Raw genomic sequence first — 13,032 nt, forward strand, 5'->3', positions numbered from 1 at the left:
AAGGGGAGGCGTAAAATGAACAAGATATTGGCAGCTATACTTGGAGTAGGATTTGTTGGCGCGGTTTCGACATCCGCCCTGGCTCAGGGTTCTTACCCGACAAAACCCATCACCATCATTCTTCCGGTCACGCCCGGTGGCGGCACGGACACCATCGTTCGCATCATCGCCGACAAGCTGAAGGATTCCGTCGGCCAGCAGATCATCGTCGACAATCGCCCGGGCGCCGGCGGTACGATCGCCGGCGAACTGGTCGCGAAGGCGGCGCCGGACGGCTACACCCTGGCCGCGGTGACCGCGGCTCATGCGACCAATCCGAGCCTTCTCGACGACATCCCCTACGACAGCTTCAAGGATCTTGTTCCGATCACACAACTGACGAGCCAACCCTATCTGCTCGTCGTTCCGAACAAGTCACCGGCCAAGACATTCGAGGAGTTTATCACCTACGCCAAGGAGCAGAAGAACGGCATCAATTATGCCTCTTCGGGTGTTGGTCTTCTGGGCCATCTCGGCATGGAGCTGTTGAAGACGAGCGCCGGCTTCAAGGGCACGCATATTCCCTATCAGGGTGCCGGGCCCGCTCTCACCGACACGATCGGTGGCCGGGTTGATGCCTTCTTCCCAACTATTGTGTCAGGCGGTCCGCAGGCGGCCCAGGGTAATGTCCGCGCGCTTGCCGTGACGAGCCTTGAGCGCTCGCCGCTGATGCCTGACGTGCCTACCATCGCGGAAAAGGGTTTTCCCGGCTACGAGGTGAGTGGCTGGTACGGCATCCTCGCTCCCGCCGGTACGCCCGACAGTGTTCGCGATTATCTCCAGCAGGAGATCGCCAAGGTCCTGAAGATGCCTGACGTCATCGAGCGCATCAGGAGCGACGGCGCGGAGCCGGTCGGCAGCACTCCCGCCGAGTTCGAAGCCTACATCGGGAGCGAGGCTGAGAAGTGGGCGAAGGTCGTCGAGGATTCCGGCGCCAAGGCTCAATGATCTCTGAACGTCTGGTGCCTGCGATGCGTCTCACGCGTGAGAGCCTCCAGGTTACCCGGCGTCCTTTTGCGGCGCCAGGTAACTCAGGGCATTTCTGGTCGCTTCCGACCCTGGCGGGGCTTGGCTACGCCGGCATCGCACGGATGCCGCGCTCGCTGCGCGTTATCCTCGAAGCCCTGCTTCGGCATGCGGCAACCGAAGACGCCAGCCTGGACAGCCTTGATGCGCTGGCCCGCTGGCAGCCCCAGGAGAAGCGCGAGACCGAGATGCCCTTCTATGCCGGGCGTCTTGTCCTCCAGGACATCGCCGGGATTCCCTTGCTGGGTGACATGGCGGCGATGCGCGCTCACTTCGCACGGACCGGCCGCGAGCCCGATGCGTTGGCTCCCCGCATTCCCGTCTCCATGGTGATCGACCACACCTTGGCGGTCGACCATCACGGTCATCCCGATGCGTCCGAGCGCAATCTCGAAATTGAGATCGCGCGCAATGAAGAGCGGTTCCGTTTCGTTAAATGGGCGATGCAGGCGATGCCGGGCATCGAGATTGTGCCGCCCGGCTTCGGAATTCTTCACCAGATCAATCTTGAGCGCTTCAGCAGGGGAATCCTCTCCCGCAACGGCGATGTTTTCCCCGACAGCCTTGTCGGCACGGACAGCCACACCTGCATGATCACGGGGCTGGGCGTGCTTGGCTGGGGCGTGGGCGGTATCGAGGCGCAGGCCGCCATACTGGGCGAGCCGGTGGTGCTGCGTGCGCCCGAAGTCACCGGCGTTGACGTCGCGGGAATCTTGCAGGACGGCGTCACGGCCACCGACCTCGTTCTTCACGTCACCAATTGGCTGCGCCAGAACAAGGTCGTCGGTGAGTTCGTGGAGTTCTTCGGTGAGGGGCTCAACGAGCTGTCCGTCCCTGACCGCGCGACCATCGCCAATATGGCGCCTGAATATGGCGCCACGGTCGGGTTCTTTCCGGTCGATCAGAGGACGCTCGCCTATATGCGGATGACCGGCCGCTCGCCGGAAGAGGTCGCGGCGGTCGAAGCCTATTACCGCGCACAGGATTGTTTCGGCGTACCGAAGCCGGGCGATGTCGATTACAGCCGCGTTCTGACGCTCAACCTTTCCGAGATCGAACCGGTCGTCGCCGGCCCCAAGCGCCCGCAGGACAAGGTGCCGCTCCGTCAGCTCAAGCCGACCGTGGCGGAGGCGATTTCCCGCCCGCCGGTCAAGACGATGGGGCTTTCGGACGGCTCTCTTGTTATTGCCGCGATCACCTCCTGCACGAACACGTCCAACCCTGAGGTGATGATCGCGGCGGGTCTTCTCGCAAAGAACGCCGTAGCCAAGGGCCTTTCAGCCAGGCCGTGGGTAAAGACATCGCTTGCACCAGGATCGCGCGCGGTCAGCGGCTATCTCGAGGCGAGCGGACTTCAACGCCATCTCGACCGGCTCGGCTTCTCCCTGATCGGCTTTGGCTGCACGACCTGCATCGGAAATTCCGGGCCCCTCCTGCCGGAGGTCGAGAGCACGCTTGAGACAAGTGAGCTCGTTGTTGCGGCAGCCCTCTCCGGCAACCGCAATTTCGAAGGGCGCATTCATCCTAAGGTGAAGCTGGGTTTCCTGATGAGCCCTCCGCTTGTGGTTGCCATGGCCCTTGCCGGACGGGCCGATATCGATCTCGAAAAAGAGCCGCTGGGAACAAGCTCCGACGGCCAGCCTGTCTTCCTTCGCGATATCTGGCCGAGCCGCCGTGACATAGAGGCGATGATCTCGGAATGGGTGACACCTGCGCGCTACGCGGACGCCTATGATCAGATGGCGAAGGAGGTCAGTCCTCTCTGGAAGCGCATTGAAGCGCCGAAAGGTGATCTTTTCAGCTGGGATCCCGCGTCCACCAACCTCAAGGAACCGCCTTTCCTTGATGAGCCGTTCCGCCGGTCGGCGCTGACACACATAGTCGATGCACGCCCGCTCGCCCTTTTCGGTGACAGCATCACCACGGATCATATCTCACCGGTTGGCGTCATCGCGGCCTCCTCGCCAGCCGGGAAATATCTGGCCTCCTTCGGGGTTGCTCCAAAGGACTTCGTCAACTACGGCGCGCGCCGCATGAACCATGATGTGATGGTGCGCGGTGGGTTTTCCAACGCCCGGCTGCGCAACCTGATGGTCGGCGCCGGGGGTGGCATCACGGCCCACCAGCCATCCGGCGAGGTGATGTCGATCTTCGAAGCCGCCGAACGCTACGCCGCCGAGAAGGTGCCACTGGTCATCCTCGCTGGCGCGGAATACGGCACCGGGAGCGCGCGGGACTGGGCGGCGAAAGTCACGCGGCTTCTGGGCGTCCGCGCGGTCATCGCGTCGAGCTTTGAGCGCATCCATCGTACCAACCTCGTCGGAATGGGAGTGCTGCCTTTCGTGCTTCCCGCCGGAGTGTCGGCTGTTTCGCTTGCTCTAGCAGGCACGGAGACCTTCACGATCGGGGGCATACGCGAGGATCTCGCTCCCGGAGTCGAACTGGAGCTCTGCATCCGCTCGTCCAGAGGCGAGGATAGGATTCCGGTCCGGCTCCAGATCGAGACGGACCGAGAAATTCTCTATGCGCGTGCGGGCGGCATCATGCCGTTTCTCGTCCGCTAGACAGAAGTGCGTCCGTCAAACGGACCAATCGGGTTGAGGGAGGAAGCAATGCACATCAGCAAGGATCTGGCGTCGGGCGTGCTGTTTACGCTGCTCGGACTTGGCGGGCTCATCATCAGCACCTCCTACCGAATGGGAACGCTCGCCCAGATGGGACCTGGCATGTTTCCGGCGATGCTCAACGTGGCCATCGCAGCGGGGGGCGCTTTTGTCGCCGTCCGGTCCCTCATGGCGTCAGACGCATCCGCGCCGATCGAACGGTTCCATTTTCGCCCGCTGATCGCCGTTCTCGCCGCCATCGTTAGCTTTGGCCTCGCGATCCGGCCGCTAGGGCTCATCCCAGCCATTTTCCTTCTTGTGGGGATCAGCCGCCTTGCCAATTCCGACGGCGGGTGGCTGGAGACCGTGGTCATGTCGCTGATCCTTGCCGCCGTCTGCGTCGGGATCTTCATCTACGGCCTTGGCCTGAACATCGAACTGGGGCCGATCTGATGGACATTCTGTCGAACCTCGCCCTCGGCTTCAGCGTGGCGGCCGACCCCTGGAACCTGCTCTACTGCCTGATCGGGGTAACGCTCGGCACCTTCATTGGCGTTCTTCCCGGCGTCGGTCCGGTCGTCACCATCGCCATGCTGCTGCCGCTAACCTTCGGTTTGCCGTCGGAGGGCGCGCTGATCATGCTGGCTGGCATTTATTACGGTGCGGCCTACGGCGGCTCGACAACCGCAATCCTCGTCAATCTGCCGGGAGAATCCTCCTCGGTCGTCACCTGCATCGACGGCTATCAGATGGCACGCAAGGGGCGCGCAGGGGCCGCGCTGGCGCTTTGCGCCATCGGTTCCTTCGTCGCCGGCTGCTTCGGCACCGCGTTGATCGTGGTGGCGGGCCCGCCTCTCACCAAGATCGCCCTAGAGTTTGGCCCTGTCGAATACTTCTCGCTGATGCTGATGGCGCTGGTCTTCACATCCGCCCTTGTGCACGGCTCGATGGCAAAGGGCGTGTTGATGGCGCTTTTCGGCATACTGGTGGGGCTTGCCGGCGTCGACATCAACACCGGCGTGCGCCGCTTCACCTTCGGTTCATCCGGGCTTGTGGAGGGCATCGAGTTTGCCGTCGCGGCCATGGGCCTGTTCGCCATTGCCGAGATCGTCAAGAATCTCGAGACGGTCGAGAAACGCGAGGTCTTCACGGGCAGGATCTCAGGGCTGATGCCGAACCGGGATGAAATGAGGCAGGCGGTGAAGCCGATCATGCGCGGCACGCTTGTTGGCTCATTCTTCGGAGTGCTGCCGGGTGCAGGGCAGACCATCGCGACCTTTGCCGCCTATATGCTTGAGAAGAGAATCGCGAAGGACCCGTCACGCTTCGGTCAGGGTGCCGTCGAGGGCGTTGCGGCTCCAGAGGCCGCCAACAACGCTTCGGCGCAGACATCCTTCATTCCGACGCTGACGCTTGGCATTCCCGGCAGCGCGACCATGGCCCTCGTGCTCGGCGCCCTTATGATTCAAGGGATTGTGCCCGGTCCCCAGGTGATCACCAGCCATCCCTCGCTGTTCTGGGGCCTCATCGCCAGCATGTGGATCGGCAATCTTCTGCTCGTCGTCCTCAACCTTCCCCTGGTGGGTGTCTGGACCAGCATGCTGCGCATCCCCTATCGGGTGCTGTTTCCGGGCATTCTCGTCCTGTGCTGCATCGGCGTCTTCTCGCTCAAGTTCAACGAGGTCGATATCTGGCTCGTCGCGCTGTTCGGGCTGGCGGGCTATATCTTCGTCAAACTGGATTGTGAGCCGGCGCCGTTCATCCTCGGCTTTGTGCTTGGTCCAATGATCGAAGAGAACTTCCGCCGCGCCATGCTGATGTCGCGCGGCGATCCGTCCGTGTTCTTCACCAGTCCGATCAGCCTCGGCTTCCTGGTCTTTATGTTCCTGATCATGCTGGTCCTGACGATCCCGAGCCTTCGAAGCCAGAAGGAACGCGCGATACTTGAGGCCTGAGCGACGGATGATGTGAGTTCCAAGGCGCGCAGCCTGTTTCAGATCTCGGGGCAGTCGCCCACCGCGATATTCTTGCCGTCGAGCAATATGCGCCTGAGACGGCGCTCCGTGACATGCGGGGCAAAGCCGATGATGAAGTCGGTCATGTATTGTCTGAGATAACTCGCTTTGGGCACGACGATGCCGAGCGCGCTGGACGGAATGATATGGCGTGCATCGAGCCGCTTCAGTTCGGTATCGCGGGCAGGATCAAATGCGATTGTCGCGAGAATGGCGATGCCGAGCCCAAATCCGACATAGGCCTTGCTGACGTCGGCATCGACCGCGCTCATCACAACTTTCGGGGTGAGGCCCTTCGAGGCAAAGGCTCGTTCCATGGCGTCGCGGCCGCTAAAGGCCTCGCCGTAGGTGATGAGGGGATACTTGGACACCTTTTCCAGCGTCAGCCCGCCGGTCCTGGTCAGCGGGTGGTCCTTCTGCGTGACGATGCTGCGGTTGAGGCGAAAGCAGGGAATGAAGATCACGCCGTCGGGAGGATCACGTGCTTCGGTGCAGACGGCGAGATCAGCCAGCCCCTGCGCGACCAGCTCGTGACATTGCACCGGATCGCCCTGGCGCAGTGTCAGATTGACCTGCGGGTAGTTCGCCATGAAATTGCGTACCACCGGGGGCAGACTGTAGCACGCCTGCGTGTGCGTGGTCGCGACCGTCAGTTCACCGATATTGCCGTGCCGCGCATCTTCACCGATCCGCTGAAGACTCTGCTGGTCGCGAAGCAGTCGCCGCGCGATCTCGACGATCTGCTCGCCCTCGCGGGTGAGCCGCAGGAGCCGGTTACGCTGCCGATCGAAGATCTTTACACCAACGTCGCGCTCAATCTCTTGGATCTGGCGGGACACTGTAGGCTGGGAGCGGTTGAGCTTGTCCGAAGCGTCCGAGATGCTCAAGCCACAATCGACCACTTTGCAGAGACTTTCCAGTGATCTGAGATTCATGAATGCCGTCAGCTGACCATCGTCAGGATTCTCGGATGAGCGGGGGGCTCATCCGAGCGTGGGTTCTGCTCATCGGGTTGTCATTCTAGGCGGCTGCCCTTTGATGTAGCAAGCGGCGCGCTCCGATGTAAGAACCCACCGGGAAGATCGTATCGCAAACACGATCCGAACACTTATTAGAAAACTGCAAGACTCACGGAATAGGTGCGGTTCAGGCTGAAGGCTGGCCAGCGTAAGCCCATCCTTCGATTTCGACGCGGGCGTTGCGCGAGAGTTGATTCACTCCCACCGTGGTGCGGGCAGGAAGATGCCCCTTGAAGAAATCCATATAGATGGTGTTGAGCGCATCGCGGTCCGCCATATCGGCCAAATAGACGTTGACTTTGGCGATCGAAGTCAGCGGCAAGCCGTTGCGCTCCAGGATATCGGCGATGTTCTGAAAGGCCTGCCTGCACTCTGCTTCGAAGCCCCCGGGAACAAGAGTTTCACCGATGCGTCCGGTCTGACCTGAGATCGCGATCCAATCGCCTGCCCGGAAACCCGGGGTGTTGAAGCTCTTTGACTTCGTCGTAACCGCAGTATCCTGTTTCATTCTATGTCTTCCGTTCCTTGTGTGTAATTTGATTAAGCGGCGCTCGATGCCACAGGGGCTCTCAATCCTAATCAGTGGATGACCTTCAGCAGCGCTGATTTCCCGCCGAGCACGAATTCGTCGAAATCGCTCCCAGGCCTCCCTGAGCGGCCGAGGAGGCACTTTGCCTCTCTCTGGTCGCGGGTGCCTAACGACTCGGCGAGTTCGTTCTTGTCGATGATGGCCCGTAAATCGGTCGGCACCACCATGCGCGCATAGTAGATTGATCCGCGACGTTTGAGATAGGTGTTCAGCGCCATGTGATGCCCCCGGCTGGGGTGCCAAATGGGACACCTGAACGGGACAGAGTATTGCAATGAATCCCTTGATTTTGCAAGGGGCTTGCGCGATCTCAATGGCTTGGAAGTGAATGGCTGGGGAACTAGGATTCGAACCTAGATTGACGGAGTCAGAGTCCGCAGTTCTACCGTTGAACTATTCCCCAACAGAGGTGGGCAGGCCAGCGCCTGCGCAACGCACGTTCACATAGCGAGGTGCGCCGGGAAGGGCAAGGGGCAAATGCGTCAAATCTGCCACGACGGCACGGACCACCGCTTTCGATGTAATTTTTATGGATCCGGTGACAGATTCTCAACCGATGCCACGTTAGGCTGAGCGCTCGTGCCTTGTGGCATGCGTAGAGAGGCAGCAGTGGCGTCGGGTCCTTTCGCACGACTTTCCATCCTCGTGATCGACAACGATCCGCATATGCGGAAGATCGCGCGCGGCCTGCTGACCGGCTTTCCGGTCGGCCGCGTCTATGAAGCAAGCGATGGTGCCCAGGGCCTGGAGATGGTCCATCAGTTTCGTCCCGATGCGATCCTCACCGAATGGGAAATGCCGATGCTGAACGGCGAGGAGATGGTGCGCCTGATCCGCAATCCCAAGACATCGCCTTTCGCCACCGTGCCCATCATCGTCATGACCGCGCATACCCAGCGCTATCAGATCCATGCGGCCATTCAGGCGGGCGTCAACGAGATCATCGTCAAGCCGTTTTCCGCTAAGGACCTGTTGCAACGGCTTGAATCGGTCGTCGCGCGGCCGCGTCCTTTCATCCAGATCGGCGGTTATTTCGGGCCGCTGCCACGCGAAAATGCGGCGCGCGCAGCGGGTGCCTTTCCCCGACTGGATACCGCCGCCGGCTGAAGAGAGTTTGCCGCGCCCGTATAGCCTGTTACACTGCTTGCGAACAAAGCGGTGCGCTTCCACGTGGAGCGGACATCGCACAAGAGGTTGTAACGGTGGACGATTGCTTGCGCCCGACACGCGGATCGGCGCCTGGTCCCGCTTTGCCGCAGCGTGGCGCCTTCGGCCGTCATGTCGAGCCGGGCAATGCTGACGCAGGCGCGATCGCCATTCCCCGTCGCGGGTTTTCTTCCAGGGTCTATGCGGCGCTGGATCTCGGTACCAATAATTGTCGATTGCTGATCGCGCGCCCCGCGGCCGGTGGTTTTCGCGTTGTTGATGCTTTCTCACGGATTGTCCGGCTGGGCGAGGGCGTTTGCTCGAACGGCCGGCTTGGTGAAGCCGCGGCCGATCGTGCCATCGAGGCTCTGCGCATCTGTGCCGACAAGATCGCTGCGCGCGGCGTCATTCGTGGACGCTACATCGCGACGGAAGCCTGCCGGCTGGCCGAGGATGGTCCGGATTTCGTCGCTCGGGTGAAGGAAGAGACCGGCCTCGAACTGGATATCGTCGACCGGGCCACCGAGGCGCGGCTCGCAGCCTGCGGGTGTTTTCCGCTCGTGGATCCGCAGGCCGATGGCGTGGTGCTGTTCGACATCGGCGGTGGCTCCACCGAACTCGTCTGGGTCGACCGTGTGCGCCGCCATGCGCCAATGGGATCGCCGCGGATCAGGTCCTGGGTGTCGCTTCCTGCAGGGGTAGTCACGCTGGCCGAACGCTACGGCGGGATCCAGGTCACTCCCGATGTGTTCAAGGCCATGGTGGAGGAGGTGACGCTTCTGATCGCCTCCTTCCCCGAGCGCCTGACCTTGGCAGAGGCCGCTTCGCGGCTGCATCTTCTTGGCACCTCCGGTACCGTTACAACCATTGCCGGCATTCATCTCGGCCTTGAGCGCTATGAGCGCGGCAAGGTGGATGGCATCTGGCTCGATGATCCCGCCATCACCGATGTGGTCTCTGATCTGCAGCGGATGAGCTATGAGGAGCGAATTGCCAGCCCCTGCATCGGCAAGGAACGGGCAGATCTGGTGCTCGCGGGCTGTGCGATTCTCGAGGCCATCCGGCGCGCCTTTCCCTGCGCAAGGCTGCGCGTGGCTGACAGGGGCCTTCGTGAAGGTATTCTCTTGGAGCTGATGAGGGCCGACGGTGCCTGGCGGCTCATCCGCGGGACGGATGCGGCGTGACCAAGGACAAGATCGGCGAGTCCAGGCCGCTGGGCGTGCGGCTCAAGACCGCGAAGAAGCGCACCACCTCCTCGCAGAAGTGGCTGGAGAGGCAACTCAACGATCCCTATGTCAGCCGCGCCAAGCGCGAGGGCTATCGGTCCCGCGCGGCATACAAACTTCTGGAGATCGACGAGAAGCACCGCATCCTGAAATCGGGTCAGAGGGTGGTCGATCTGGGGGCCGCCCCCGGCGGCTGGAGCCAGATCGCCGCTGCGCGATGTCAATCGGTAGAGGGTAAAGGCCGCGTTGTCGGGATTGACCGGTTGGAGATGGAACCTATCCCGGGGGTTGAGCTCTTCCACCTCGACTTCTTGGATGAAGACGCGCCCGAGAAGTTGAAATCGGCATTGGGCGGCAAGGCGGATATTGTGCTGTCTGACATGGCCGCCAATACGACAGGGCACAGGCAGACCGATCATCTCAGAACCATGGGTCTGGTCGAAGCCGCCTTGGCTTTTGCCATCGAAATCACCGCGCCTGGAGGCGTCTTTCTGGCAAAGGTGCTGCAGGGAGGCACTCAGAACGAGCTCCTCACCCTGTTGAAGCAGCACTATCGCACGGTAAAGCACGTAAAGCCGTCAGCAAGCCGGGCTGATTCTTCCGAACTCTATGTTCTTGCGCTTGGTTTCAAGGGACAGGAACAAGTGGATCAGCATTAACGCGCCGCTCACTTAAGTTTTATATGACTTGCGCATGCAGCCCTTCCGTCTCTCTTCCCTTGGCGGCGAGTTTACATGCCCTGCGACCGAGAAAGCCTTCCAAGAGGAGCGCTTTCCCGAAACGCTTCGGCATGCCAGGCTACTGTTCCTGGCATCCGCCGTTCTCAACACTCTCTTCTTTCTGAGTGACTGGCGCTTCTACGGGGACCCTCATTTCTGGATCGCGGGCCCGGCGCGGTCGGCCGTGGTCGCCATATCGCTTCTTTGTCTTGCCCTGGTCGCGCGAACCGCGTCGTTCCGGCAGGCCCAGCGCGTCATGGTTCTCTGGCAGGTGATCAGCGGCGCATCAGTGGGCTTGCTTGTTTCATCGCACAGCGAGATCGCGCTCTTCGTCGTGGTGGTGCTGCCGGCGATCTTCTACCTCGCCGTACCGACCTCTTTCCGCTGGACACTGATTTCGGGCATCGGCTGCAGCCTCATGATGCTGGCCGGCTTTCTGCTGCCGGAGCCCGATAGTCCCACCGCGCCGGGGCTCATCCTGGCCATGCTGATGCTCAACGTGGCTCTGATCCTCGTGGTGTCGCGCTCGAACCGGCTTCGGCGCATGGAATGGGCGGCGACCCAGGCAGAACGCCGCCTCAAGGACGAACTTGCGGAGAGCCGCGCCATGTTCGAGAAGATGTTCATGGCGGTGCCGGTGCCCCTGTTGGTTACCTCCCGGAAGGACGGAAAACTCCTGAAGTTCAACGACGCCGCCAAAACCTACTTCGGCAAGGAAGGGGGCGACCTGACTTATGTGCGCGACCTTTATGTGGAGCCCGACGCCCGAACGAAATTCCTCAATGAACTCGCCGAACAGGGGAGGGTCTCCGGCTTCGAAACGGCCGTCCGGCTTGCCGATGGATCGACAAGGGATGTCCTGCTGTCCGCCGCACCGGTGAATTACGCCGGACATGGCGCGGTGATCGCAAGTGCCGTCGACATCAGCAGCCGCAAGGCTCTCGAACGCCGCCTGGAGCAACTGGCAACGACGGACTCACTGACGGGTCTCTCCAATCGCGGTCACTTCACTCATGTGGCCGAGGTGGAGATGGAGCGGTCGCGACGCTATGGGCGGACGGTCAGTCTGCTGATGGTCGATATCGACCACTTCAAGAAGATCAACGACACCTATGGCCATATGACGGGCGACTGGGTGTTGAGCGCCTTCGCCAGGCTGTGCCGCGAGTGCCTGCGGCAGCAGGATTCCGTGGCCCGCTTCGGAGCCGAGGAGTTTGCCATCCTGCTCCCCGAAACCGATGAACTCGCCGCCGTGGCTGTCGCTGAGCGACTTCGATCTTCTGTCAGCGCACTGCAAATCGAAGGCGCGGGCAACATGCCTCTCAGCGTCAGCATCGGCATATCAGGGATCGACGTATCGGAAGACACCCTGTCCGACGCGCTCGCGCGCGCCGATACGGCGCTTTATGCCGCCAAGCGGCAGGGCCGCAACTGCGTCGTCTTTTACACCGACAACCTGCGCGAGATCGGCGCAGCCTGATATTTGCTGACTTCGCGAGCAAGAGGAGGGCGCCGCGCAGAAGCAGGGCGCCCGATCTTAGTCGCTTTGGAGGTGCGCGTTCACCTCTTTGCACGATGTGGCTTCCGGGCGGTCAGGCGCCTTCTATCGCAGCCAGCTTCTGATTGACCAGGGTCACATAATTGGGGTCGGTGCCGGGGCTGTAGGAACTATCGTGGGCATCATTGACGTTGATCCCGTTGGTGCCGGAGACATAGCCGCGTAGCGCCACGTCCCAGTCGCCAAACTGCTCGTACAGGTCCTTCATGTGGTAGGCGCCGGCCATGATGGCGAGTTCAGGATCGGTGCTGATCTCGTCATGGCTGCGGTTGCCGAAGATTTCCGGATAGGTCTGCTTGAGCCCCTCGAACACCGCCTCGCTGACCTGCATCAACCCGCGGTCGGTCGTTCCCATCTGCGGGTTGATGGAAACGGCATTGGGGTCGCCGCCTGATTCCTGCAGGATCTGCGCAGCCAGGAGCTCCGGAGGCACACCGGTCTGGGCGGCCGCTTCCATGATGATGTCGCGGTAGGGCTCAAGGACAGGCGGGAAGGTGCCGCTGAACTCTCCCCCGCCGCCGTAGGTTTCGTCATTGGGCGGTTTACGGCCCGGCGGCTCGTATGGAGGATCGAGCGGATCTTCCTCGCCTTCCGTAATCTCGGCGCCGTTGGAACCGGGCGGCGTCCCCTCCGGTGTGATCCCCATCTGTGCGAGGGTCAGTTTGATCAGATTGACCTCGGCCTCGAAATGCGCGCGCAGGGCTTCGTCCTCGGCGCTGTTCATCCGCTCGAGGCGATCGTTGTAAACCTCAAGCCAGCCGTTGCTTGCCGGGTTAACCGTTTCTACCGGAGGTGCTTCCATAGCAATTTCCTCTCCATGCGCTGCACACAGACTTCGTCAACGCGTAACCAAACCCATCTGCTTAAGGATTTTATGACGCTGAACGCTTATGAGCAGTATTAAATAAATATTTAGTCCTGGCAAGGTTCCGTGACTGCGCATTTTCTGTCTGAATACAGTTGCAAATGTAATCGATATTTATCGCCGCTGGAGCTGTCGAAATATCGTCGAATTGCGCTTTCCCGCGACCACTCCGCATGTTAATGACCGCCGCCAACTCCCCGATGCGGCATGATGGTTTGCCGCCGGAA

The 13,032-nt window shown here is 61.3% G+C and carries 12 protein-coding genes and 1 tRNA gene; 8 read left to right on the forward strand and 5 right to left on the reverse strand.

All coding sequences use genetic code 11. From position 1 onward, the window contains the following. The first annotated feature begins 15 nt into the window (after window positions 1-15). From IEV58_RS07140 to IEV58_RS07155, 4 genes are read left to right on the forward strand one after another with little or no spacing between them, the layout of a single operon-like run. Window positions 16-987: a Bug family tripartite tricarboxylate transporter substrate binding protein gene (locus tag IEV58_RS07140; protein ID WP_188408964.1), complete on the forward strand. Its 972-nt coding sequence runs from the start codon at window positions 16-18 to the stop codon at window positions 985-987. Window positions 988-1,010: 23 nt separating this feature from the next. Continuing rightward, window positions 1,011-3,629, forward strand: coding sequence for an aconitate hydratase AcnA (gene acnA, locus IEV58_RS07145; RefSeq protein ID WP_188409115.1), 2,619 nt, complete (start codon window positions 1,011-1,013; stop codon window positions 3,627-3,629). Window positions 3,630-3,677: 48 nt separating this feature from the next. After that, window positions 3,678-4,121: a tripartite tricarboxylate transporter TctB family protein gene (locus tag IEV58_RS07150; RefSeq protein ID WP_188408965.1), complete on the forward strand. Its 444-nt coding sequence runs from the start codon at window positions 3,678-3,680 to the stop codon at window positions 4,119-4,121. Beyond that, window positions 4,121-5,623 (forward strand): tripartite tricarboxylate transporter permease, encoded by a 1,503-nt coding sequence (locus IEV58_RS07155; RefSeq protein WP_188408966.1) that lies wholly within the window; start codon window positions 4,121-4,123, stop codon window positions 5,621-5,623. The genes IEV58_RS07150 and IEV58_RS07155 overlap by 1 nt, the downstream gene beginning before the upstream one ends. Window positions 5,624-5,661: 38 nt before the next feature. Here IEV58_RS07155 and IEV58_RS07160 read toward each other — a convergent pair whose 3' ends face one another. The 4 genes from IEV58_RS07160 to IEV58_RS07175 all read right to left on the reverse strand — a co-directional run bounded on the left by IEV58_RS07160 (window position 5,662) and on the right by IEV58_RS07175 (window position 7,694). Beyond that, complete coding sequence (locus IEV58_RS07160) at window positions 5,662-6,618, reverse strand: LysR substrate-binding domain-containing protein (protein ID WP_188408967.1); 957 nt, start codon at window positions 6,616-6,618, stop codon at window positions 5,662-5,664. Window positions 6,619-6,829: 211 nt separating this feature from the next. Further along, window positions 6,830-7,210, reverse strand: coding sequence for a RidA family protein (locus tag IEV58_RS07165; protein ID WP_188408968.1), 381 nt, complete (start codon window positions 7,208-7,210; stop codon window positions 6,830-6,832). A gap of 71 nt (window positions 7,211-7,281) precedes the next feature. Beyond that, entirely contained in the window at window positions 7,282-7,509 is a 228-nt protein-coding gene (locus tag IEV58_RS07170; protein WP_188408969.1) for a DUF6538 domain-containing protein, read from the reverse strand. Between the two features lie 111 nt (window positions 7,510-7,620). Next, window positions 7,621-7,694, reverse strand: a tRNA-Gln gene (locus tag IEV58_RS07175). A 206-nt stretch (window positions 7,695-7,900) separates the two neighbouring features. Between IEV58_RS07175 and IEV58_RS18215 the strand changes: the two genes are divergently transcribed. The 4 genes from IEV58_RS18215 (at window position 7,901) to IEV58_RS07190 (ending at window position 11,862) form a co-directional block, all read left to right on the forward strand. After that, complete coding sequence (locus IEV58_RS18215) at window positions 7,901-8,398, forward strand: response regulator (RefSeq protein WP_229729226.1); 498 nt, start codon at window positions 7,901-7,903, stop codon at window positions 8,396-8,398. A gap of 107 nt (window positions 8,399-8,505) precedes the next feature. Beyond that, window positions 8,506-9,621, forward strand: a complete 1,116-nt coding sequence (locus IEV58_RS07180; RefSeq protein ID WP_229729227.1) for a Ppx/GppA phosphatase family protein — start codon at window positions 8,506-8,508, stop codon at window positions 9,619-9,621. Next, window positions 9,618-10,322, forward strand: coding sequence for an RlmE family RNA methyltransferase (locus tag IEV58_RS07185; protein ID WP_188408970.1), 705 nt, complete (start codon window positions 9,618-9,620; stop codon window positions 10,320-10,322). The genes IEV58_RS07180 and IEV58_RS07185 overlap by 4 nt, the downstream gene beginning before the upstream one ends. 34 nt (window positions 10,323-10,356) lie before the next feature. Beyond that, entirely contained in the window at window positions 10,357-11,862 is a 1,506-nt protein-coding gene (locus IEV58_RS07190) for a sensor domain-containing diguanylate cyclase (RefSeq protein ID WP_188408971.1), read from the forward strand. A gap of 112 nt (window positions 11,863-11,974) precedes the next feature. On the opposite strand, the gene IEV58_RS07195 is transcribed toward IEV58_RS07190, so the two are convergent. Next, entirely contained in the window at window positions 11,975-12,742 is a 768-nt protein-coding gene (locus IEV58_RS07195; protein WP_188408972.1) for a lytic transglycosylase domain-containing protein, read from the reverse strand. Window positions 12,743-13,032: the final 290 nt, after the last annotated feature.

This window comes from Agaricicola taiwanensis (assembly GCF_014635245.1).
Lineage (GTDB): Bacteria > Pseudomonadota > Alphaproteobacteria > Rhizobiales > Methylopilaceae > Agaricicola > Agaricicola taiwanensis.